A 23,871-nucleotide genomic window follows, 5' to 3' on the forward strand; every position below is an offset into this window, starting at 1 on the left:
CAGGCGCTGTACGGCCAGTTCGTCCTGCCCGCTGTTCTCCACCTCGTCCTGCAGCTTCGGTATGATATCGGTTTCGATCTCCTCGATCTTCATCTTTCCGGCCGCAATCACAGAGCGTATCTCGTGGATGTACTCCACCGCCTGGTTGAACATTACTTCCAGTGAAGTGGAGTCTTTCATGATGCTCTGGCGGGTGCGCTCCAGCTTCACCACCACATCGTCCACGTTGGCCGACACGGAGTTATACTGCGAGGCAATCTGCTTCGACTTATCTGAAAACTTTTTCACGAAAGGCAGGCGTGAAAAGAAACCACCCTTCTCCTGCTCATCAATCTTGATCATGTTGATCTGGTTGAGCAGTTCATTGATGGCATCACCAGCTTCGCCAGAATCTTTGGCTTTTACTTTGGTGAGCAGTTCGTTTGAGTAGTGACCGAGTTTGCGCTGGGTTTCCACGCCAAAATTGCTCAGGCTTTCCGGATTGCCCGGATCTATGGATTTAGAGATTGCCAGGGCTTTCTCTTTTATTTTCTCTTGATTCTCTGCGATCGTAATCTCTGTTTTCTCTGTTTTTTCCATCTTGTTTTATTACCTAAAAAGGTTGTGATTGATTAGGTCTAAAGAGTCTAAATACTTTTTGATGCGCTCGTGCCGGTCGGTCTGCTCGTACCACTCTATTTCGTTGAGCGGTAGATACTCGCCCAGGAGGTCACGCACTTCTTTTAGCAGCGCATCGCCTTTACGGGTTCTGAACTCGGGGTTGCGGTACTGCGCACTCAGGTATTCCACCTTCACCTGTCCGGTTTTTGTTATAGCCAGCTCGCGCACTTCCACCACCAGTTCTGAGGATTTGCCGTCCTCTGTCACCATGGTTTTGTACACGCCCTTATTGCCTTCGTCAAGCGCCAGGGCACATTGCTGCCGTACATCCTGCAGCGCTTTGCGCAGTTGTCGGTTCGGGATAACATAGTGCCCCACGATGTAGCCCAGAAGAGCCGCTATCAGGAATGTCCAAAAAATAAGCATTGCGTTTATAAAGTTTGACGCTTAATTAACTATGTAATGAAGCAAAATAAATTGATGTAATCAAGTATTAGTGAAGCGGATGGGGCCTGAAACAGCTGGATGATTCTCCTGATCACCTGTTTTGCGCCTCGCTCCCAGCCTTTTCTTTCTTCTATACGCGGAACCTACACCTGGGGCTAACGAGAGTTCAGGCTGAATAAGGGCCAGGTATAGCCTCCTGTACCAATTGTACCCGAACGCATCTTTTCATTGTCCTATTACGGTGGCAGGGCACTATACTTTACAGCGCTCGCCGATAAAATCAGGCATTTTGTCTAATTTGCGGGACGATCTATCCCTGATTTTATACTTTCGTTTACATGCAGCACCGGCATTTCATTTTGCACAAACCCTATGGCTACATCAGCCAGTTCGTGACCGATAAGAAAAAGCAGAAATTACTGGGGGAGTTGTATGATTTCCCGGAAGGAACAATGGCTATTGGGCGGCTGGATGAGGCCAGCGAGGGTCTGCTCCTGCTCACCACCGACGGCAAAGTGAGCGAACAGGTACGTGGCAAGCATGTCGAAAAGGAATACTATGCGCAGGTAGACGGCCTGATCACCGATGAAGCCATTACTCAGATGCAAGCTGGTGTTTCGATCGGCATTTACGGCGAACAGTACGGTACCCGTCCCTGCACTGCTTTCCGGCTCGAGGCCGCACCGGATTTCCCGGAGCGCAGCCGCCGTATCCGCAGTGACCGCCACGGGCCTACCAGTTGGGTGTCGATCACGATATCGGAAGGGAAGAACAGGCAGGTACGCAAAATGACTGCCGCCGTGGGCTTTCCGACACTGCGACTCGTGCGTGTGCGGATCGGCAATATGCGCTTGCAGGAGTTTGTACCGGGGAGTGTATCAGAAGTTGAAAGCTTCGATTTGGGATAAAAACCTGTGTTATACCTGCGAAATTTCTTCGTGACTTTAAACCAAAGCCGTCATGATGAGTCTATTGAGCGGTTTCGGTATCTATAGCACTTATTTACTATATTAAACGGATATACCTTAACATATCATACAAACAATCCATACCTTACATTAACCATGAAGAAACACCCTATTCGCATTTTGGCCCTGGCCCTTATGCTTTCAGGCGGTGTGAGCAGCGCAACGCTCGCGCAACGACCGCAGCAGCAGGCACAGTCACAACAAAAGCAGGATCCTGTTATCCAGAACATCATCAAAATGGCTACCGAGAACTCACAACTCGAGCAGTTGGGCCATGAACTCATGGACGGCGTGGGACCACGTCTGGTAGGTACACCGCAGATGAAGGAAGCCGCCGACTGGGCCGTGAACAAGTACAAAGGCTGGGGCATCGATGCCCGCATTGAAAACTACGGCGAATGGCGCGGCTGGGAGCGTGGCATCACGCACATCGATATGGTGCACCCGCGTGTACAGTCTCTGGAGGGTATGCAGCTGGCCTGGAGCCCGTCTACGTCTTCTAAAGGTGTAACGGCTGAGGTGATCACCATGCCTGATTTTGCTGACTCCCTTGCTTTCCAGCGCTGGCTGCCAAGTGTGAAAGGCAAAATAGTGATGATCTCGATGAACCAGCCAAGTGGCCGTCCGGAGTACAACTGGAAAGAGTTTGCGACGGAAGAGTCTTTCGAGAAAATGAAAAAAGTGCGTGACGAGCAGAACGAGGCTTACCGCAAGCGCATTGCCGCTACTGGCAAAACCGCCCGTACGCTTCCTGTTGCGTTGGAGAACGCCGGTGCTGCCGGTATCGTGATGTCGAACTGGTCACAAGGTTTCGGCGTGAACAAAATCTTCAGTGCCTATACCAAGAAGATTCCTACTGTAGATATATCTCTGGAAGATTATGGTATGCTATACCGCCTGGCCGAAAACGGCAGCAAGCCACGTATCAAAGTGGTAGCGGAGTCGAAGCACTCTAAGAAGCCGGTTCCTACATTCAACACTATCGCTGAGATCAAGGGCTCTGAGAAGCCTGACGAATATGTGATCCTGTCGGCTCACTTTGACTCCTGGGATGGCGCTACCGGCGCTACAGACAACGGTACCGGCACGATCCTGATGATGGAAGTAATGCGCATTCTGAAGCAGGTATACCCGAATCCGAAGCGTACGATCCTGGTAGGTCACTGGGGTAGCGAAGAGCAGGGCCTGAATGGTTCTCGTGCTTTCGTGGAAGATCATCCGGAAATTGTAAAGAACACACAGGCGGTGCTTAACCAGGACAACGGTACTGGTCGCGTGGCCAACATCTCTGGCCAGGGCTTTCTGCATGCTTACGACTACATGGGTCGTTGGCTGAACGCTGTTCCGCGTGAGATCACCAAAGACATCCAGACCTCTTACCCTGGCTTCCCTGGCGGTGGCGGTTCTGACCATGCTTCTTTCATTCCGCATGATGTACCTGCCTTCATGCTGAGCTCCCTAAGCTGGTCTTATGGCAATTATACCTGGCACACCAACCGCGACACATACGACAAGATCGTGTTCGACGATGTGCGCAGCAACGTGATCCTGACCGCTATCCTGGCTTACATGGCCAGCGAAGAGCCGGAACTGGTACCGCGTGAGCGCAGTGTGATGCCGGTGAACCCACGCACTGGTGAGCAGATGAGCTGGCCACAGGCCAGACCTGCTACCCGTAAAGGTGGTCTTGACTAAGACATACAAAAGCAGGTAATATACCTGGTTTATTTCAGCACAGCCGTTGCAGATGTTCTGCAGCGGCTGTGCTTTTTTTATGGCTATACCTGGCTACGTCAACTCTCGCATCTGAAGGAATCTGTCGGTTTTTTGGACTATGCACCGTATAAAAAACCAGAACCCTACCAGCTATACCTGTAAAGCGAGAACAGACATGATTGGCAAATCGACATACAAGGCCGCACGTGAGGTGGCTCAGATAGCAGAAGACCATTTCACAACCCAGATAGAAGCAGCAAAAAAATTAAACGGTAACAACCTGGCCACCGTACCGCCTGCCCGCATCATCGAAACCATGATCGATGCCGCTTTCTGGGCTAGCCTGCGTCGTGAAGAAGGCCAATCCCCTAAAATATCCCTTGCCTTTCTGCCGCCCGAACAGACCGAACAGCCCTTGTTGTTCGAGCATCACCTCACCCTGTCCCCTGCCGTGCTGACCAAGCTTGGTCCGGGTGTGGAGCGGCAGGGCATTCACCTGGGCGTATGGTACGAGGGAGACTACCTCCATATCTGGGGGACAACCCGCAGCATCCCCAACTTTTGCTTTGTGTTGGATGTGTCAGAGCCTGGCTTGCTGGTGATCAAGCACCGCCGGCAGGATGGCTTTGGCAAGTTTGTGAATGTGGCCGTACTGATGGGCGATCAGGTGAAGATCGTGAACGAACAAAGCTCCCATTTGCCGAACTGTCCTGATGTGCTGACTTCATTGCTGGGCTTCAGCTCCCTGAGCGTCTGGAACAAGTCGCTCAACGTACTGGTACAATTGGCCGTGTCGATGCGCTCCCACAAGAGAGGCGGCATCCTGCTGGTGGTACCTGCTGGCTCTGATACCTGGCGCACCTCTATCCGGCACCCTATGCGGTATGCCGTGGGCCCAGCATACTCCGAACTGACTGATCTGATGAAACAGAAAGAAGAAAAGGACGGCGAAAACTCCAACTGGCAGGACGAGCTCGGAAGAGCCATAGAGGCTATGGCCGGCCTTACAGCCGTGGATGGCGCCACAATTATCAGCGACAAATATGAATTGTATGCTTTCGGCGCCAAAATAACCCGCAAACAAGGCAGCACGCCGGTAGATAAGCTGATTCTGACAGAACCTGTGATCGGGGGTGAAGCCATGATCGACCAACCCGCCCTGAGCGGTGGCACCAGGCATTTGTCAGCCGCCCAGTTCGTGCACGACCAGCGGGACGCTATTGCACTGGTCGCTTCACAGGATGGCAGGTTCACCATCTTCAGCTGGTCTGATTGCGAGAACATGGTACAGGCCAACCGCATTGATTCCCTGCTGCTCTAGCGGCATAAATCACGGTGTTTCTCCCTCCCGTAAAGTCCCCGCCATATGATTTTAAGGAATGATTATTGCACTCGTTTTTGTTGATAAAGAAGAGATGTTTTAGAAAGAGAGGACGATATGATCAGATATAAAATAACTAAAAAATGGGCCTACCTGGTGCCGGCACTGCTGCTGGCATTTGTGTCGCTTGCCTTTGTCAGTCCGCAAACGGACCTGCTCCAGCAGTTAGAGAAGCACCTGGCGAGCTGGCGCACGCAATATGCCCCCGAGAAGGTATACCTGCACTTAGATAAGCCGCGCTACACACCAGGCCAGCAAATCTGGCTCAAAGGTTATGTAGTAGATGCCGCCAGTCTGCAGCCGACTTCCAAAAGCAACGTGCTGTACGTGGACCTGCTCAACGCCAACAACGAAGCCGTGCAGCGCCTGAAACTGAAGGCTGAGAACGGCAAAGCCAACGGCGACATTGTGCTGCCGGCTAACCTGCCAGTGGGGCAGTATACTCTCACCGCCTATACCCAGTGGATGCGCAATTTCGGGGAAGAGAGCTTCTTCCGGAAAGAGATCAGTATCATAGGCGAAAAGGCGACGACAGAAAAGCAGGATAAGACCGCGCAGCAGATCGACCTGCAGTTTTTCCCGGAGGGCGGTGACCTGGTACAGGGGCTGCAAAGCCGCGTCGCTTTTAAAGCCACCAAACCCGACGGAACAGGTATAGCCGTGACAGGTGCTGTGTATGACGCGCAGAACCAGAAGCTGTTCGACATCAAAGACACGCACCTGGGAATGGGTGCCTTTACACTGCAACCACAGCAGAGCCAGCGCTACCAGGCACGGGTAACGTTTGAAGATGGCAGCAAGGCCGAGTATACCTTGCCGGAAGCTAAAGCGACGGGCTATGTGCTCAGCGTGAATGAAACAGCCAACCCGGAGCAGGTACAGGTGAGCATTGCCGGCAATGCCTCAGGCCGGCAGTCGCTGGTGCTGACAGGTATAAGCCGCGACGCGGTGCAATACGCCGAGCAGTTCAACCTGCAGCCAGGCCAGACATTTAGCAAGCAGGTCGCCAAGGCGGATTTCCCGACAGGTATAGCCCGCTTCAACCTGGCCACCGCCAACGGGGAGCCGCTGGCAGAGCGACTCGTGTTTATCGACAATCAGGACAACATGGACATCAGCCTGAGCACCGACAAGAAAACCTATGCGGGACGTGAGCGTGTGACCATGCAGGTGCTGGCCCGCGACAAGCAAGGCAAGCCGGTGTCTACGGACTTTTCGCTGGCGATCACTGACGACGAGTTGGTGACGCCGGATTTGCAAGGGCTTAATATCAACACCTACCTCCTGCTAACATCCGACCTGCGCGGCCATGTACAGAATCCGGGCTACTACTTTGAGGAGAATAATGCCGCACGAAAAGAAGCCCTCTCCTACCTGCTGATGACGCAGGGCTGGCGCCGTTTTGCCTGGCAGCAGGCGGCCAAAGGGGAATTCCCTGAGTTGAAACACAGTCCGGAAACGGATCTTGCCGTGCGCGGTACTTTGCTTACCGACAGAGGCAAACCGGTGAAAGGCGGCGAAGCACTGCTATACCTGAAGGGGCAGCACCTGGCTTTCATTACCACCGAAACAGATAAAGACGGCAGGTTCGCCTTCGAAGGATTTGACTATACAGGCCCCGCTGACATGGTGGTGCAGGGTACCGATGCCCGCGGCCGTCGCAAGCATTTGCAGGTGAAGATCGACGAGCAGGAATACCAGCCCAAACTGCCGGCTATACCTGCCCCGCAAAGCGAGGAACTGGTGGCCAGCGCCAGCCCGGATCTGCTGACCGCCGGTAAAGTAGAGATGGCAGCGGCTGACGAGGTAAACGCTGACCTGACACTGAAAGGCATTCTGCTGAAGGATGTGGAGATTCAGGGCGAAGCGACATGGTACAGCCCTTTAAGCTGCACCGAAAGGCAGATGCGGTTATTGATGTGAAGGACTTACCGATTGCCCCTTCCGGCAATGTAATAGAATCCTTACAGGGGCGAGTAGCAGGCGTGCAGGTATACCGTGCCGGTCCGAATGATTACAGGGCGCGCATCCGGGGTAGCAGAACCGCTCCGCTATACCTGATCGATGGCATGCCTGTGGAAGAGGGCATCACCTCGCAGCTGAACCAGTTCGACATCAGCCGCATCGAGATCCTGAAAGATCCGGCCAGCGCCAGTTTATATGGTGGTCGTGCTTCGGGTGGTGTGATTGCGCTGTATACCCGTCAGGGTGGTGAGGCGATGCAGGAAGTGGAGCCTGGTAAGTACATCATCATACACCGGGCACAGGGCTACAGCAAGGTGCGGGAGTTCTACAGTCCTGCTTACGACGGCAAAACACCGGCCAGCCGTGAGCCCGATTTGCGCACGACGCTGTACTGGAACCCGAGCGTGCAGACCGACGCAGCAGGCAAAGCAACTGTTACGTTCTACGCCGCCGATCGCAATACGACTTACAGAGCCATTGCCGAAGGTATATCCGATGCCGGTAAGCCTGGCCGGGGTGTCACAACCTTTGGTGTGAGTCTGGGAAAAGCGAACCCGTAAGACTACCATAAAAACCGCCGCTTATTCCTGAGCGGCGGTTTTTTTGTGCCTATACTTTACACGAGCCCGCTTAGTACCTGGGTTTTGCCGCCCAGTATACCTGCCGCGTTTCCGTCCAGCCAGTTGTGCAGCAGGGTGGCGTAAATGTCCCGGAAATCGATGCTATACCGGAGATCGCCCTGGTCTAGGTCCTGCAGATTGGGGCCTTCGTTGTAAATACCTGCCTGCTTTAGTTTCCCGCCGATCAGGAAAAGGTTGTTCGCCGTGCCGTGATCAGTACCGTTGCTCGCATTCTGGGCTACGCGCCTGCCAAACTCCGAAAACACCATAATCACGGTATTGTCAAACTCCTGCTGCTGCTTCAGGTCTTCCACGAAGCTATAGAGTCCCTCTGAGAGTTCGCGCAAGAGGTTCGCCTGCTGCCCCGCCTGCCGCACATGCGTGTCGAAACCGGTGAGGGAGGCGTAGTATACCCGCGACTCCACGCCCGAAGCGATTAGCTCCGCGATGGTCTTCAGGTGGCGGGCAAACTCACCGTTCGGGTATTCTTTTTTGCTGCGGTATACCTTGGTTTTCTCCTGCAGGTAGCCAGCCGATTGCTGTGTATCGATCAGTGTTTTATAGAGGTAATCTACCTGGTGGTGCGTGTGCTCCTCCGCGTGCAACTGCGCCGCCTGCTTCAGGAACTGGTCGTTCGTCGCCTGAAAAAAGCGTTTCACATCCTGTACCGCTATACCGGTATACTGTGCTCCTTTCAGCGCCAGACTAAGCGTATCGTCCACCTCAATGGCTGCGTAGTTGGCCGAAGGGCCGGAAAGACTGTCGAGGTAGCGGCCCAGCCAGCCGGTGCTCAGGTATTCGTCGGAGGCGCTGGCGGAGTGCCAGATGTCCATCGAGCGGAAGTGTGAGCGGTCCGGATCGGGATAGCCGACACTGTTCAGGATAGAAACATAGCCCTGATCGTAAAGCAGGCGCATCTTTTCCATCGCCGGGTTCAATCCGAGACCTTTTCCCAGGGTGAGCACTTCGCGGGAAGGTATAGCCAGGGAAGGGCGTGCTTTGTAATAGAGATCGTTCTGGTAAGGTACCACCGTGTTCAGACCGTCGTTGCCGCCGCTAAGCTGTATTACGACCAGCCTCTTGCCGTTGGAATTAGCCAGCAGGGACAGTCCGCCGCGGTCAAGGCCGTGCAGAAAATTGGGTACCAGCAGCATACCGGAGGCCAGCGCCGACATTTTAATGAATTCTCTTCTGGAACTTTTTGCCATAGTGCGAAAGTGAGCGGTGGAAAACTAGCATAACTGGTACTCAGGTAAAGAAAGCAGCCGCAGCGTCAGCAGCGTCACTTTGTCGGCGTGAGCAGCTCCCGAGGGTATGTGCTGCGTGAGCAGTGCCGCTGTTTCCGGGCGTAACGGTACCTGCAGCAGCTTCTGGCTCAGCCTGTCGATCAGTTCCCGGTCCTTCACTTTCTGCAATTGCTGCTGCAGTCCGTTCAGGTCGGCTTTGGCACGTACAACCCGGATTCCATCCTGCCGGCGCCTGCGTGGTGCGGTCGGTTCGGTGTCATCGTCGGGTTTCAGGTTCACCTCCAGTGCCGCATCCTGCAGCAGGGCTGGCCCGATGCGCAGCCGGAAAGCGAGTGTGGAGCTGTCGATCCAGTTTCGTCCGCCGGCCCAGCCGCTCACATTTGGGGGCCTGAACAGCTCCTGCCCCAGCGCCCGCTGTAATACCAGCGGACTACGGCCATCGCTGTAACGCACGTCAAACTGCCGCTGCAAACCAGCCAGCAGCTCGATCGGCGATTTTATTTTGCTTCCCACCACATCCGGTCCGTAAAACCACTTGGCCGTGAAGATCTTCTCCAGCAGCTTCGGTATATCGTAGCCTGTCTCGTAGAAGTAGCTGCTCAGGCTTTGGATGCGCTCCGGGTGCGGGGTATCGCTCACGAAAAAAGCGTAGATTTTCTCCGTCAGGAATTCGGCAGTGCGTGGGTTTTCAACGACAATTTGCAGGATCTCTTCCCCGCTGAAATTTCCCCGTTTCCCCATGAAGGTTTTCTTGCCCCGGTCGTGCTGTCGCGCACGAAACACGAACTCCCCCTGCGGGTTGTAAGACCAGCCGGTAAAGGCGCGGGCAGCTTCTTTTATGTCCTGTTCGGTATAGTGTCCCCGGCCCAACGTGAAGAGCTCGAGCAGTTCGCGGGCGAAGTTTTCGTTGGGGCGCTGTTTGCGGTTTTGCTGATTGTTGAGGAACTGCAACATGCCGGGGTCTTTGGAGATGGCCAGCAGCAGGTCCGGGAATTTGTCCAAAGCGTGCTCCCGGAGAGTGTTGTGCTGCTGCAGCGCAAATCGGGGTTCTCGCAGGCGGCAGGCAAAGTGCCCGTGCCAGAAAAGCGTCATCTTCTCACGCAGCTGGGCTTCGGAGGTGGCCATTTGCTGTAGCCACACGTTGTTGAGCAGCACGAATCCCTGCTGCCGTTCCCGCTGCCGCAGCAGGCGCATTTCGGCATTCTGTGCGTCGGCCTGCAGTGTTGTTTCTGTGCGCGGAAGCGCTACCTCCAATGGCACTGCCTGCCCCGACTGGCGAAGCAGTTCACGAACGGCACTTTTGATTCCGGGACTAGCCTGATCAGGCCTGAAAGGTATACCAAAGCCTGCCCTCCAGTAGAGGTGCTGCAGCTTTTGTTCGCGTGCTAAAGTTTTCATGCAGATGCCATTTAAACTTAGATGAAAAAGACTCATCGAAGTTTAAATATACCTGAAAATATATGTTAGCAGGTATGGCATCTAACAAATTTAAAGTCAGCCGGTTTTGACCGGTTCGCTGCTAGGCAAGCTGTGCCTGTTTTTCCTTTTTCGCGTACCGTTCCCGCGCCTCCAGAATCTGGTCGATGTTGAGCTTTGCCCAGTCGGCAAGCTGCAGGAGTTGCAGCAGCAGCCCCTGCCCCAGCGGTGTCAGACTGTACTCTACCCGGGGCGGAATTTCGGGGTATACCTGCCGGCTTACCAGGCCGTCCTCTTCCAGAGAGCGCAGCGTGACCGTGAGCATGCGCTGTGACACGCCGTTGATCTGGCTTTTCAGCTCGTTGAAGCGCAGCTTTTCCTCTTTACCCAGTGTCAGGATGGTATAGATGGACCACTTGTCGCCGAAACGGGCCAGAATGTCCTTAACCGGGCAGCAGGTTTCGGGTTCTGCCTTGCTGCACAAAACTTTATCAATCTTTTTCTGAATCGCAAGTCGCTGGTTCTCAACTTTAGTTACTTCCATGATACTAGGTGAGGCTGAAGTGCCTGCTTGACCAGCACAAATTTAACAAATACCTTTGAGTTACCAAAAGTAACTAAGTATTGAAACGTTACTGGTCATTTAACTGTTGTATAGACATGAATATCTTAGAATCTTTGAAATGGCGCTATGCCGCCAAGCGTATGAACGGCCAGCGCGTGCCGTCTGATAAAGTAGAGCGTATTTTGGAGGCCATCCGACTGGCCCCTTCTTCCATGGGTCTGCAGCCTTACACGGTGCTGGTGATCGAGGACGAGGAGCTGAAAAAGCAGATCCGACCGATCGCCATGAACCAGCCGCAGATTGAGGAAAGCTCACACCTGCTGGTGTTTGCCGCCTGGGACGATATCAACCCGGAGCACATCGAGGAGTACATCCGGCATACAGCCGAGGTGCGCAACATGCCTGCCGAGCAGCTGAATGATTTCAAAAACACGCTGCTAGGTATAGCCGATCGCAACACACAGGAGCAGAACTTCAACTGGGCCGCCCGTCAGGCTTACATCGCCTTTGGCGTGGGACTGGTAGCCGCTGCCGCTGAGCAGGTAGACGCTACCCCGATGGAGGGCTTCGACGCAGCCGCTTTGGACAAACTGCTGAACCTGCCTGAGAAAGGTCTGCGCAGTGTGACCATCATGCCGCTGGGCTACCGCGATGCCGACAACGACTGGCTGGCCAAACTGCCGAAAGTAAGACGTCAGAAGGAAAAATTCGTACTGGAAGCATAGGCTTCACAATAGCAGATTCAGCCGACAGCTGCCTCTATCGGGTAGCCGTCGGCTTACGCATTTAAAGAAATTACTATGACAAAGCAGAAAATCAAAATAGACATCTTCTCCGACATCAACTGCCCCTGGTGCTATGTAGGCGAGCGCAGACTCGACAAAGCCCAGCAGCAGGTGGGAGATCAATATGAAGCCGAGATCTCTTTCAAAGCCTTTGAGCTGAACCCGAACATTCCGCAGGATGGCATGGGCCGACTCGACTACTTCAAAGGCAATTACGGTGAGCAGATCGTGTCGCAGGTGCCGGCTATGGACCAGCGCATGACCGAGGCTGGTGCTGAGGAGGGTATAAAGTTCAACTTCTCAGAGGGTATGACGGTGAACAACACGTTTAACGGTCACCGCCTGATCTGGCTGGCAGGCCAGTACGGGGTGCAGCACGAGGTTGCCAATGCGCTGTTCAAAGCTTACTTCACCGAAAACCGTAACATGAATGACCTGGCCGTGCTGAAGGAAATAGGTATAGCCGAAGGTATACCGGCTGAGCGGCTGGAAAACTTCTTCCAAAGCGAAGAAGGCAAACAGGAAGTGCGCCAGATGGAAGCTTTTGCGCAGTCTGCAGGTATAACCGGCGTGCCCGCTTTTGTGATCAACGACCAATACCTGGTGAGCGGCGCACAGCCTGCCGAAACTTTCCTGAACTTATTTAAGCAAGTAGCGCCTGCCATCCAGAAGCTCGACATAGAAGGCGACAGCTGCGAGGTAGGCGGAGTGTGCTAAAAAACTAAAGCTATGGCAGACAAAAAACTAAGTGATATCAAACTATCCGTGCTCGATCTGGTGCCTATCCGCACAGGCAAGAGCATCCACGACTCCTTTCAGCATAGTCTGGAGCTGGCCAGCCACGTAGAGCAGCTGGGCTATACCCGCTACTGGCTGGCAGAGCACCACAACATGCCCGGCATCGCCAGTTCGGCCACTGTCGTGCTAATCGGCTACATTGCTGGTGGCACTTCTACCTTACGGGTGGGATCTGGTGGCATCATGCTGCCCAATCATGCGCCGTTGGTAGTGGCCGAGCAGTTCGGTACGCTCGAAAGTCTATACCCCGGCCGCATCGATCTGGGTCTGGGGCGAGCGCCCGGCACCGACCAGGTAACAGCCTATGCGCTGCGCCGCGACCTGCAGGGCAATGTGGAGGATTTCCCGAACAATGTGGCAGAGCTAAAACAATACCTAAGTGCCGACAACAGCACGGCCAAGGTACGCGCTATACCTGGCGAGGGCCTCGACATACCTATCTGGATACTCGGCTCGAGCACCTTCGGCGCACAACTAGCCGGTATGATGGGACTGCCGTACGCCTTTGCGAGTCACTTCGCCCCTGCCGCACTGCACGCAGCGCTCCAGGTATACCGCGAAAGTTTCCGGCCATCTGAGCAGTTGCAGGAGCCTTACGCTATGGCCTGCGTGAACGTGGTGGCCGCGGACACCGACGCAGAGGCGGAGCACCTGGCAACTTCCCTGTATCAGTCTTTCCTGAACGTGATTCAGGGCAAGGCCCTGCCGATGCAGCCGCCTGTAGAGAGCATGAAAGGCTGCTGGAGTCTGCAGGAGGAGTACGCCGTGAAGCAGATGCTGCGCTACAGCTTTGTGGGCAGCAAGAAGTCGGTGCAGGAAGAGCTGCAGGCCTTTGTGGACGAGACGCAGGTAGACGAGCTGATGATCTCGACCGGTATCTTCGATCCGGCTAAACGACTGCACTCCTATACCTTGCTCTCTGAGATCAGCGAACTCGCAGGCGCTAAGGTATAAGCCGAAGCAAATTCATGAAACATAAGGTCTAGGTTTTGTATACCTGACCCGCTATTCATCAACAGACCCGAAATTCGCTTCGGGTCTGTTTTTTTTTATACCTATACCTGTATGCCAGCGCCACTCACCTTTTATTCGATGCTCCTCCCCTCCTTTTCTGCAACGATTTAATCTACTATCGTACAACTTATTGTTGAATGGTTTCAAATTAAATCAAACATAAAGCTATGGAAGAGACATCAAAAAAGGACGATAACACCTTTATTGAGCGACTGGCGCAGCGACTGGGCATTACGGCGAATGCCAGTACCATTTATGGTGAACCGGTAGAGCGCGATGGCGTGACGGTTATACCTGCGGCTAAGGCCATGTACGGCTTCGGGGGAGGCAGTGGCTCCAAAGCAGGCGAAGAAGGAATCGGCGGCGGTGGCGGTGTGGGCATCAAGCCCGTGGGCTACATCGAGATAAAGGACGGGAACACCAAATTCAGATCCATACCAGATCCGGAACGGGTGGTAAAGATAATCGGTGTGAGTGGTGTCATGGCCCTGCTGCTGGTTAAAGCCGTTACCAAGATGCTGGACCGTCAATAAGCCCGGCTGCGTGATGAAAGGAATGGAATCATCTGCAGGGGAGCCTTCCTTACAGAAAACCCTGATGAGAGGTACTGCTGTCTGGCTGTTGCTCATGGGTGCCGAGGTAATACACGGCATTGCCCGCACAGCTTTGCTGGCACCCCGGACCGGCGACTTTAAAGCCAGGCAGATCAGTGTCTTCTCGGGGTCTGCCCTGATTTTGAGCATTACCTACCTAACCATCAGCTGGATCGGCAGCCGCAACAAAAGCACGCTGCTGCGCCTGGGTATAGCGTGGCTTCTGCTCACGCTGCTCTTTGAATTTGTGCTTGGCCGTAAGGTGCTGCACCTCTCCTGGCAGCGGCTCCTCTCCGATTACAACCTCCGGAAAGGCGGTCTGCAACCCATTGGTTTGGTAATGATGACACTGGCCCCGCTCCTGATGGAGCGCCTGAAAAGAAAAGAGCAGCGACTACTGTAGAAGGCAAATCTGGCTACTGCCCTGCTTTATTCCGTGGCGGGTTGATCATGATGTGTGCCCCGTGCGTGCCGGGATGCATGATCCAGGGCATGGCTACGGAGCCTTGGTCCGGCTTGAGCGGCAGACCTGTGCTCTCAGCTGTAGCCCAGGGAATGTAAACCACATAACGCAAATAGCCGTCAGCCACCTCGCCGGTTCGCATGTTCACCTGCTCCTCAGGAGCACTGTACACGAAGAGCGTGGTAGGCTGTTTGGGCATGTTCAGTTTCCCGCTCTTGGCTTCTTTTTCACGCATATCAAAAATCTCGTTGGCGCTAACACCTTGTCGGCGCAACTCACGGCCACGTGCCATAAAAGGCTCCAGGTCACGGTGATAGCATGAGGCCGAAAACCCTGGCTGGTTCGGGTCGTCGGCCAGGCAGATCAGTTCGTTTGTTCCTTTCCTCAATGTCACCACCTCTCCTTTTTGATTGTATCCCAGCACAGTAGCACCCTCGCGCATATCGGCAGGGGCGGCCAGCACGGCTGTTTTGATCTGATTTTCAGGAGTGGGTACAGTAGTGCTCTGGGCTTGGCTGCTATACCCAACCAGCAGCATGAAAATGAAAGCTACGAAGTGTTTCATATCGGTTTTGGAGCTTAGAATGTTCAACTAATTGAGGGCTGAATCTCAGCTTCTACCCTGTACGAAGAAAATCAGAAAAGGCTTAGGCCATGTTGTCTTCTGATGCCAGCAACGTATCTATGCCTGCTGGTAGCCCCCTCCGGGTTCCGTAGCTATACCTATCAAGACATCAACATATTAAGATATTTTAGTTATCTTAACGCTACCAACCAATTAACCCGCTCTCATGGCTGAACCCAACTACCGGCTACAATACTACATGTTCCTGCTCAGCAAGCACTTCCGAAAAATTTTGCTTGGACTGTTTTTGCTGATCCTCCTCCTCACTTCCGTGAAAACGGTAGGTCCTGAAGAAGAAGGCGTGGTAATGTACGTGGGCCACTACGACCGCACCGTGCAGCCGGGGCTTAACTTCATTTTGCCTTTTGGCATTGAGGAGATGCGGAAGATCCCGGTGCAGCGCCAGCTCAAGCAGGAGTTTGGTTTCAGAACGCTGGATGCCGGCAGAAACACACAGTATTCTAAAGCAGACTTCAATGATGAGTCGCTGATGCTGACCGGCGACCTGAACCTGGCCAACGTAGAATGGGTGGTGCAGTACCGGATTGTGAACTCCTATAATTACCTGTTCAAGGTGCGTGACGCTGAGAAGGCCCTGCGAGATATGTCTGAGTCGGCGATGCGCAAAATAGTGGGCGACCGCACTGTAAATGAAGTGCTCACCGTTGGGCGCCAGGAAGTGGCTACCAGCATGGAGGTACTGCTGCAGCGTATGTGTGACGAGTACGAAAACGGTATCCGCATCGACCAGGTGGTGCTGCAGGACGTGAATCCGCCAGAGACTGTGAAGCCGTCTTTCAACGCCGTAAACCAGGCCCAGCAGGAGCGCGAGACACTCATCAACCAGGCGGAGTCAGAGTATAACCGCATCATTCCGCGTGCCCGTGGCGAGGCCGATGAAACGATCCAGTTAGCCGAGGCCTATGCGCTGACGCGTGTGAACGTGGCAACTGGTGAAGCCGCCCGTTTCAACTCCCTTTTCGAAGAGTATGTGAAAGCTCCTGAGGTAACCAAGAAGCGTCTATACCTGGAAACCATGGAACGCATTCTGCCAAAAATTGGTGATAAAGTGATCGTAGATGAGCGTGGCAACAATGTGCTGCCGCTGCTGAACCTGAATCAGAATAAAACTCAAACTCCAACTAAATAGCCTGTGAACACTCCTAAAATACTATCGCTCATAGCTGCTGTACTTCTGCTAACGCTGCTTTTCACAAGCGTATTCGTACTCGATGAGACTAAGCAGGCCATTGTCACGCAGTTTGGTAAACCTGTAGGCGAACCCCGCACGCAGCCAGGTTTGCACTTCAAAATCCCGATCATCCAGAAAGTGCAGTTTTTTGACAAGCGCTACCTTGAGTGGGACGGCGACGCCAACCAGGTACCGACCAAGGACAAGAAGTTCATCTTTGTAGATTCCTACGCCCGCTGGCAGATCACCAACCCGCTGCAGTTTTTCATCCGACTGCGCGACGAGCGCTCGGGCCAGTCACGCCTCGATGACATACTGGACGGTGAAACCCGCAACGCCATCGCCAGCCACGACCTGTTGGACATCGTGCGCTCCACCAACCGCGAGCCGGAAATAGCAGACGAGATTATGGAGGACCTTGAAAACCTCGAGAAGATTTCAGTAGGACGTGACAAAATAGAGGCGCTGATCCTGAAACGAGCCAATGAACGCACCTCTGATTTAGGCGTGCAGATCCTGGATTTCCGTTTTAAGCGCATGAATTATGTGGACGAGGTGCGCAACAGGGTATACGACCGCATGATCAGTGAGCGTAACCGAATTGCCGACCAGTTCCGTTCGGAAGGTCAGGGTGAGGCCCGCAAGATTCAGGGTAACAAAGAGCGTGACCTGGCCCAGATCACCTCCCAGGCCACCCGCGAAGCCGAAGTGATCCGTGGTAAAGCTGACGCACAAGCCACCTCCATCTACGCCTCTGCCTACAACCGTAACGCACAAGCGCGTGAACTATATGGCTTCCTCCGCTCTATGGAGACGCTGGAGAAGTCATTTGATGACAAGACGAGTATCATTTTGTCAACAGACTCGGAATTGTATAGGTATTTGAAAAGAGCGAACTGAGGAAAGTTTAAGAGTCGAGGAGTTTGAGCGTTTAGGAGTTAAAAAGGGAGAAAGGTGCGAATTCTTGTAGGGACAGATCGCGACCTGTCTGAATCGTATATGAGTATTTTGAATCAGAAATAATTGCTAATGTAAAAGGGCCAGCTGTATATGCAGCTGGCCCTTTTCTTTATCTAATAAGGTAACTCTGTTGTCCTTTACATGCTGTCCCTTGACTAAAACAGCGACAGCTGCTCCCCTGCCGGTGTGATATCAGCTACAGACAAGGTCCGACCGAAAATATCCCCCTGGCTGCGGATGTGGTAAACGGCGGTTTCTTCGAAGCGGGAAGCGACTACTACTTCTGTACCGTCGGCGCAGGTGTCGAACAGGCTCTTGGCCAGCTTCGGACAGTTATTGTCTTTGGAAAGGTGCGACAGGAATACATGGCTCATGAAGGCCGGTTTGTGCGCCACAAACAGCTCTAGCGCCTGCTTGTTGGACATGTGCCCATGGTTGCCGCTGATGCGGCGCTTCAGGTAGTAGGGGTAGTAACTCTGCTCCAGCATGCCGTCGTCGTAGTTCGTTTCCAGGAAAGCGGCATGGCACTGCTGGAAATGCCGGATCACATGGTCGCAAGGCGTACCGATGTCCGTGAACACGCCGATAGTTACACCATTGCCTTCCACCACAAAGCTATGCGGGTCAGCTGCGTCATGAAATTTCGGGAAGCCTGTTACGCTCAATCCCCCAACCTGCACCGACTCATAGCCAGTAAACGACAGCACCTCCACCCCACTCAGGTCCATGCGGGAGCGGTACAGGGTATCGGATGTTATGTAAACGGGCAGTTTGTACTTACGGGCCAGTACTGGTATACCTTTGATGTGATCGGAGTGCTCGTGTGACACGAAAATAGCCTTTACCTTGCGCATGGACAGGCCCAAACGGCGCATACGCGTCTCCGTTTCGCGGCACGAAATACCAGCATCTACCAGCACAGCTTCGTGCTCGTTGCCGATGTAGTAACAGTTTCCGTTGCTGCCGGAGTTAAGGGAGGTAATTGCTAAAGACATAGAAGTACAAAGGTCGGGCTTATCCGGAGATAAGTCAACCTGCTAAAGCTTTAAATAATTCCTGCTCCTTGATTTTAAAACACGAGGATTGAAGCCACGGCTTGGTAAACGTAAGAGCCCCTTCAGTTTATACCTCCAAGTTTATTTTACATCTCTTACCATTACCAAATCAAAGTAGCGAATGAACCCTCGCTCGCGTCCCGCGAGTGTGAGTCATCTAGTGGCGTCCCGCCACTTGTGCTACAGGCTCAGGTTTTAGCGGCCAGAGTCCGCCGGATAGCTCACACTCGCGGGACGCGAGCGAGGGCAAATTAGCACCCGAACGATTCGATAATGGTATCAGCTATACTTTATAATTCCTCCAGCTATACCTTACAAACCTTCCGTAGCCTCCAACCTACTTGGCTTAAACTGACTCAGCACATCCTTTATACCTGCCAGTCCGCCGGAGATGTTCTCCATCTCCGATAGCACCTGCCCTACCTGGTTGTTGCCGCCGAAGCCTTTGAGCTTGTTGTTGCGCACGAAGGTGGCTTTGATGTCTTCCCAGCGTTGGGCCTCGGCCTCGGTCATGATACCAATCAGCTGCTTGAACTTGAGCATGTTGGCTTCGGCACCGGACGTGAGCGTCTGCGACTCGGCTTCGTAATGCGACAGGATCAGCGTCTGCAGTTCCTGGTCGTTCATGATCGGCATCACCTTCTCGGCCAGCTTGTTCATGTTGCGGTAAGAGCCCTGCAGCTTAAAGGCCGGTTCGGTGCGGTACTCGTCTGCCTGCGCCGCCGAGCGGATGTACTCGAGGTTCACTTTCAGGATCACGTCCTGGATCTTGAGCAATTTCTTCAGCACCAACACATACTCGTTGAGTTCGGCTGCCGAGTGGTTGCCTTCAAACTCCAGCCCTTCGCTGTTGCCCGTTTCTGCCAGCTGAATCAGGGCATAAATATCCTTCTGACTCTTCGCCGCCAGCTTGGCCAGCACGGTGTTGGAGGTGAGGGAGTTTTCGATGTAGCTCAGTCGGAACACATCTTCTGTGTCGCCGATGATGTCGCCGAGGTTGTAGATGTCGGCGCGGTTGGCGAGCATGTCTGGAATGCGGAACTTCTCTCCTGTCTCGGTGTAAGGGTTCCCAGCCATCACCACGCATACCTTCTTACCCCGGAAGTCATAGGTTTTGCTGCGGCCTTTGTACACGCCTTCGATCTTGCGCTGTGCGTCGCAAAGGGAGATGAACTTCTGCAGAAACTCCGGGTTACAGTGCTGGATGTCGTCGAGGTAGATCATCACGTTGTCGCCCATCTCAAAGGACAGATTCAGCTTCTCGAGCTCTTCGCGGGCTGCAGCGTTGGGTGCCTCTTTCGGGTCCAGCGCCGTCACCTGGTGCCCGATAGCAGGACCGTTGATCTTCATAAAGATAATGCCTAGGCGGTTGGCGATGTACTCCATGATGGTCGTCTTACCATAGCCTGGCGGTGAGAGCAAAAGCAACATGCCCATCAGGTCGGTGCGCTTGGTCTCGCCTGCCGTGCCGATCTGCTTGGCCAGGTTGGCGCCGATCAGCGGCAGGTATACCTGGTCGATCAATTTATTGCGCACAAAAGACGAGAGCACCCGCGGCTTGAATTCGTTCAGCCGCAGCGCCTGCTCGGCCTGCTGCGTCAGGTTCTTTTTGAGCTCCGTAAAAGCTGTGAACGCGGTAGCCGTGCTACTGGTATAGTCACGGAGACGGTGCAGAAACTGGTGGTAGTTCAACTGGTAGCTTTGTCCCTGCACCTGCTGGTGAGCACCCTGCATACCTTGCAGATTCTCTTTCAGGACCGTGTGCACCACCTGCAGGGGACTGTAGCTGTCGGTGAGCAAGAGCGTGGCCACTTCAGCCACATACTCGGCTTTGTCGTGCTGCCCGGCCTGCGCAATGTAGGCCTTGAGCCAATGCTGAATCAGCTCGAACTGGTGCACCACGTTCTCCTCCAGCGCCTTTACCGATTCCTCAAAACGATCCAGCACCTTGCGCTCCGTCAGGAAATGTTTGAAGCCATCATACAACACGTCGGCCTGACTGTCGATCACAAAATGGTTGCCACGGGTGAGCTCGTAAAACAGGTATTCGCCCGCCTCGGCTGCATTGGCTTCTTTGCACAGTCCTGTCTCCTGCTGAAAGGTATAGAGCTCCTGCTGCAGACCCGCTTTCACGTCATCAAACTCATGCGTGTCGGGGAAGACCTGCAGGATAACGCTTATACCTTGTAACTGGTGGGTAAGTACTTTCTTCTTCGACTCCGGCGCAAACACCTGCCAGTACAGCTGCGCACAGGCCCTGTCGATGGAGGTATAGCGGAGCAAGTCGGCTGTTTTGATCAGGCGGATCAGGGCGGCCAAGATAAGGGCTGCGTCGTGGTCGTGCACGCCTTTCATGTAGCCCTCGTTGAAGCGCACAGCCATGAACTTGTTCACGTAGTCGGTCAGCTCGGCCTCCGTGAGTTTGTGCAGTTCGTCGATACTCAGGTAGCGCAGGCTGCTCTCGTTTTGCTGCCTGTTTATACCTGTGTCCTGCGCCGCTTCCAGCACTTTGAAGGCCAGGTACTCGGCGCGGTATACCTGGTTGTTTTCCGACACCAGCGTCTGCTCCCATACCGGGCGGTAGCTCAAAAACTGGTCGTCGGTGATCTTCTCAAAAAAGCTGGTACCGGTGAGGTGGTAGTACATGGCCTCGTCGCGGTGCACCACGCTCAACTCCAGCGGCTGGGTGTTCACCGTGAACTGGTGCTTGCCGAATTTCAGGATGTTGGCGCCGTCCACGAACAGTTCCTGTTTGTCCTTGAGCTGACGAATAGCGTCTTCCTTCAGCGTTTTGAGGCGGCTCTGGATGGTGTCGGCCTTTACCGTGTCGCCTATACCTAAGAGTTCCTCCACTGTGCTCCGCACCTTTTCGATCATGAGGTCGGAGGCGAAGTAGCCGTTGATCTCGCTCACAGAAGTCAGCTTGCCCGCCCGGTTCTGCACGGCTTTCAGAATACGGTCTGCCGCCTGTTGCAGGCTGTTGGCGCGCTTGTTCTGCGCCTCCTGCAGCTGCACTTTCTTCGATTCAAAGGCGCTGTAGATCTCCTCCCGCTTAACGGTGAGCTGCTCGATGAACTCGTCGAAATCCGGGAAGCGGCCTTCCAGTTCCTCCAGCTGCACCATCAGTTTGGCCAGGTACTCCTCGCATTTCTGCGGCGAGTCCGACACGTCGAGGTAGTTGACTACGCTCTGGCTGATCAGTTTGATCTGGGAGTTGAATTCGGCTTTTCCTTCCTGACTCAGCAAGTCCTTGCGCTTGCGGCGCAGGGCAGCCCGGGTCTGGTTGAAGGTGGCGTAAATAGCGAGATGGTGTCGATGATACGCGTAGTCTGGGTGGCGTCTTCGATCTTGAGGTTGCTCACCACATCGATCAGCATTTCCAGCTCTGCCGACACCGCCGCAATTTCTTTGTCGGTCGCGTCGGCTTCGATTACCTTGGCAATCCCTTCAATGGCCGTGTTGATCTCCTTTACCTGTTTCTCGTAAGGAGCCAGCGCATTGGGCTGCAACAGAAAACCAACGGCACCGTTGGCAGTTTCCTGAGCAAAGGCCTGCAGCTGCGTTTCGTACTTTTCGATGGTCGGCAAGTCGGTGTAGCGCAGCTCTTTGAGCGAGATCACTTCGCCGCGTATACCCCGCAGGTCGGCCAGGTAACGCACATAGTCGTTGATGCTTTCGGCCTTTTTGTGCTTCAGCGTCTGGATAAGCGTGTCCGCCTGCCCCAGCACCTTTCCGATCTGTGCCTGCGTGTTTTTCTTAATGCTGAGCACTTTTTCGTACTCCTCCACTGCCGCCGTAGCTGTCTGCCGGATAGCTGAAAGCGGGGCCGCCAGGTTGTAGGTTTCGGCACGGTTGAGCCAGTGGTAAGAGTCCAGCACATCCGTCGTTTTCTTGATCAGGTCCAGGTATAGGTTGGCGTAGGAATCCTCCTTGTTGAGCAGTGTCAATACCTCGTTGCTCTCAGCCATCGCCCGCACAATATCCTTATTGCCGATCTTGTAGAGGTAGGACTCCTGCGTGACCGGTATGGTAAAGTTTGGTCCGATATAAGGCGTTTGCCAGAGCTGGATGGCGTGGTGCTTCTGCGCCTCTTCATCAGCCCGGAAATAGCATAGCTCCCCGTTTTCGTAGATGGCGTAACCGTGGCAGATGATCGGCGTTTCGATCTGCTGCGTGATCAGGTTGTAGGACAGCAACAGGTAAATGCTCTGCTCCTTGTTGTAGAACACGTACAGGAAATCCTCGCCGTTCGGGGAAGCAATGCGCTTCTCAAACAGCATGTCCTGCAGATTGTTGTCGAATTGCTTGAACTCGCCCGTCTGCAGGTAGTAACCATAGGCATAAATAATGCCCTGCCCGTCGGGCAACAGCACACAGCTGTGCTCCAGCGCGTCGATGCGGCGCGCTTCTTTGAGCCTGGAGTTGAAGACGATGTAGCGGTAATTGTTCTCGCGGTAAGGCCGGATCTTCAACAAGATGATGTTCCCGAGAATAGCGTAATAGATCTCCGAGTCGTCCAGCGTCTGGTCCTTGTCCTCTACTTCTTCCGAGTAAATGCCCCGGCCCGAGTCGGTGTTGTCCTCTACCTTGATGGTGAGGTCGCCGCCTACTGTCTCCACAAACACCTTGTCCTCGATGGACACGTGCGGGTGCTTGCCTTTGCGCTGGGCTTCGCGGGTGGTGCGTTTCCAGCTGAAGTCGTGCTGGTTGGGGAAGACATACTCGTGGTCGCTGCGGTTGTCGATGTAGGTGATCGTATCGCCTTTGAGCAGCCACTTAAATGTCTTGATATCGTTGACGCCCTTGCCCACCCGAAACACCATGTACAGGTAGTTGCCGATGTGCGCAAACTTGACGAACTGGGTGTTCTTGTAGTATTTGTAAAGCTTCTGAAAGTCGTCCTGAAAGGTCTTGTCCTGCAGCAAATCGAGCGGCTGCTGGTGGAAGCTGTGGCCCTCGTAGGTATAGACGCCAAACACATCCGACAGCTCCACCTCCGACTTCAGGCCCAGGTATACGTTGTAGCCAAAAAGCAAGGTATAGCCCACCGGCACCATGTCCGAAGGCACGCAGTTGTTCTCGGTGGTGATGCGCTCGGTCGTGATCAGCTTCGTCTCGATCGCCCCGAACACGCTCTTCCGCTCCTGGTTCAGTTGCTCCAGTTGCGTGCGCAGTTCAGCCCCGCTTTTCTGCAGACGGTTCCGTAGGATTTCATAAGTGCCCCCCTCCAGCTGCACGTTTTCGGCAGTTGCGGTGGTGGCGGTATTGGTATCTTCCATGTGGGTGGAGGATTAAGAATTTAAGATTGGTAAGTTTTGGCTTCATTGAAAGCCAATTGTTTTCACGGCTTATTTTGTACTAGTGGCATAGGTAACGTTCAGGCTAAGGCAAGTGACAGTTTCATAGCAAGTTCTTGTCGACAATGATAGATGTAGGAATAGGTGGGCCTGAAGTCTAGATA

At 53.9% G+C, this 23,871-nt stretch carries 21 protein-coding genes; 12 read left to right on the plus strand and 9 right to left on the minus strand.

What is annotated here, in order from left to right; translation table 11 throughout:
- Together O71_RS07850 and O71_RS07855 are read right to left on the minus strand one after the other, a co-directional pair.
- Window positions 1–579: toxic anion resistance protein (locus O71_RS07850; RefSeq protein ID WP_007655162.1), on the minus strand; the 579-nt coding region annotated here is incomplete at its 3' end.
- 9 nt (window positions 580–588) lie between these two features.
- On the minus strand, window positions 589–1,026 hold the full coding sequence (locus O71_RS07855) for a hypothetical protein (RefSeq protein ID WP_007655164.1): 438 nt from the start codon (window positions 1,024–1,026) through the stop codon (window positions 589–591).
- A gap of 380 nt (window positions 1,027–1,406) precedes the next feature.
- Between O71_RS07855 and O71_RS07860 the strand changes: the two genes are divergently transcribed.
- From O71_RS07860 to O71_RS07880, 5 genes are all read left to right on the plus strand, one after another.
- Window positions 1,407–1,955 carry a pseudouridine synthase gene (locus tag O71_RS07860; RefSeq protein ID WP_237717763.1) on the plus strand — a complete coding sequence of 183 codons (549 nt, stop codon included), beginning with the start codon at window positions 1,407–1,409 and terminating at the stop codon, window positions 1,953–1,955.
- 156 nt (window positions 1,956–2,111) lie between these two features.
- Entirely contained in the window at window positions 2,112–3,710 is a 1,599-nt protein-coding gene (locus O71_RS07865) for a M20/M25/M40 family metallo-hydrolase (RefSeq protein WP_007655168.1), read from the plus strand.
- A gap of 139 nt (window positions 3,711–3,849) precedes the next feature.
- A complete protein-coding gene (locus O71_RS07870) occupies window positions 3,850–5,052 on the plus strand; it encodes a putative sensor domain DACNV-containing protein (protein ID WP_007655169.1) in 1,203 nt (400 codons plus the stop codon).
- 117 nt (window positions 5,053–5,169) lie between these two features.
- The gene (locus O71_RS07875; protein WP_040573997.1) at window positions 5,170–7,035 is read left to right on the plus strand and encodes an MG2 domain-containing protein; all 1,866 of its coding nucleotides are present in this window, start codon (window positions 5,170–5,172) and stop codon (window positions 7,033–7,035) included.
- Window positions 6,984–7,637, plus strand: a complete 654-nt coding sequence (locus O71_RS07880) for a TonB-dependent receptor plug domain-containing protein (protein WP_071530859.1) — start codon at window positions 6,984–6,986, stop codon at window positions 7,635–7,637. Before O71_RS07875 ends, O71_RS07880 begins: the two co-directional genes overlap by 52 nt.
- A gap of 56 nt (window positions 7,638–7,693) precedes the next feature.
- Here the strand turns inward: O71_RS07880 and O71_RS07885 are convergent, their stop codons facing one another.
- The 3 genes from O71_RS07885 to O71_RS07895 form a co-directional block, all read right to left on the minus strand.
- The gene (locus O71_RS07885; RefSeq protein ID WP_155800705.1) at window positions 7,694–8,905 is read right to left on the minus strand and encodes a DUF1501 domain-containing protein; all 1,212 of its coding nucleotides are present in this window, start codon (window positions 8,903–8,905) and stop codon (window positions 7,694–7,696) included.
- Between the two features lie 24 nt (window positions 8,906–8,929).
- On the minus strand, window positions 8,930–10,342 hold the full coding sequence (locus O71_RS07890; RefSeq protein WP_007655174.1) for a DUF1800 family protein: 1,413 nt from the start codon (window positions 10,340–10,342) through the stop codon (window positions 8,930–8,932).
- Window positions 10,343–10,463: 121 nt separating this feature from the next.
- Window positions 10,464–10,904: a helix-turn-helix domain-containing protein gene (locus tag O71_RS07895; RefSeq protein WP_007655175.1), complete on the minus strand. Its 441-nt coding sequence runs from the start codon at window positions 10,902–10,904 to the stop codon at window positions 10,464–10,466.
- A 116-nt stretch (window positions 10,905–11,020) separates the two neighbouring features.
- On the opposite strand from O71_RS07895, the gene O71_RS07900 reads away from it, so the two are divergent.
- From O71_RS07900 to O71_RS07920, 5 genes are all read left to right on the plus strand, one after another.
- Entirely contained in the window at window positions 11,021–11,650 is a 630-nt protein-coding gene (locus tag O71_RS07900) for a nitroreductase family protein (protein ID WP_007655177.1), read from the plus strand.
- Window positions 11,651–11,725: 75 nt separating this feature from the next.
- Complete coding sequence (locus tag O71_RS07905) at window positions 11,726–12,427, plus strand: DsbA family protein (protein WP_007655179.1); 702 nt, start codon at window positions 11,726–11,728, stop codon at window positions 12,425–12,427.
- Window positions 12,428–12,439: 12 nt separating this feature from the next.
- Window positions 12,440–13,462, plus strand: a complete 1,023-nt coding sequence (locus tag O71_RS07910) for an LLM class flavin-dependent oxidoreductase (protein WP_007655180.1) — start codon at window positions 12,440–12,442, stop codon at window positions 13,460–13,462.
- Window positions 13,463–13,689: 227 nt separating this feature from the next.
- Window positions 13,690–14,055, plus strand: coding sequence for a spore germination protein GerW family protein (locus O71_RS07915; protein WP_007655181.1), 366 nt, complete (start codon window positions 13,690–13,692; stop codon window positions 14,053–14,055).
- A gap of 13 nt (window positions 14,056–14,068) precedes the next feature.
- A complete protein-coding gene (locus O71_RS07920) occupies window positions 14,069–14,518 on the plus strand; it encodes a hypothetical protein (RefSeq protein ID WP_007655182.1) in 450 nt (149 codons plus the stop codon).
- Between the two features lie 13 nt (window positions 14,519–14,531).
- Here the strand turns inward: O71_RS07920 and O71_RS07925 are convergent, their stop codons facing one another.
- Window positions 14,532–15,143, minus strand: a complete 612-nt coding sequence (locus O71_RS07925) for a hypothetical protein (protein ID WP_007655183.1) — start codon at window positions 15,141–15,143, stop codon at window positions 14,532–14,534.
- Between the two features lie 226 nt (window positions 15,144–15,369).
- On the opposite strand from O71_RS07925, the gene hflK reads away from it, so the two are divergent.
- Together hflK and hflC are read left to right on the plus strand one after the other, a co-directional pair.
- Entirely contained in the window at window positions 15,370–16,353 is a 984-nt protein-coding gene (gene hflK / locus O71_RS07930; protein WP_007655184.1) for an FtsH protease activity modulator HflK, read from the plus strand.
- Window positions 16,354–16,356: 3 nt separating this feature from the next.
- Window positions 16,357–17,295, plus strand: a complete 939-nt coding sequence (hflC, locus tag O71_RS07935; protein ID WP_007655185.1) for a protease modulator HflC — start codon at window positions 16,357–16,359, stop codon at window positions 17,293–17,295.
- Between the two features lie 215 nt (window positions 17,296–17,510).
- Here hflC and O71_RS07940 read toward each other — a convergent pair whose 3' ends face one another.
- The 3 genes from O71_RS07940 to O71_RS25440 all read right to left on the minus strand — a co-directional run bounded on the left by O71_RS07940 (window position 17,511) and on the right by O71_RS25440 (window position 23,689).
- On the minus strand, window positions 17,511–18,350 hold the full coding sequence (locus tag O71_RS07940) for an MBL fold metallo-hydrolase (protein WP_007655186.1): 840 nt from the start codon (window positions 18,348–18,350) through the stop codon (window positions 17,511–17,513).
- A gap of 372 nt (window positions 18,351–18,722) precedes the next feature.
- Window positions 18,723–21,656, minus strand: coding sequence for an ATP-binding protein (locus tag O71_RS25435; RefSeq protein WP_237717764.1), 2,934 nt, complete (start codon window positions 21,654–21,656; stop codon window positions 18,723–18,725).
- Window positions 21,650–23,689, minus strand: coding sequence for a DNA repair ATPase (locus O71_RS25440; RefSeq protein WP_237717765.1), 2,040 nt, complete (start codon window positions 23,687–23,689; stop codon window positions 21,650–21,652). Before O71_RS25440 ends, O71_RS25435 begins: the two co-directional genes overlap by 7 nt.
- Window positions 23,690–23,871 lie beyond the last annotated feature (182 nt).

The organism is Pontibacter sp. BAB1700 (assembly GCF_000277005.1).
In the GTDB taxonomy this organism is placed as follows: Bacteria; Bacteroidota; Bacteroidia; order Cytophagales; family Hymenobacteraceae; genus Pontibacter; species Pontibacter lucknowensis.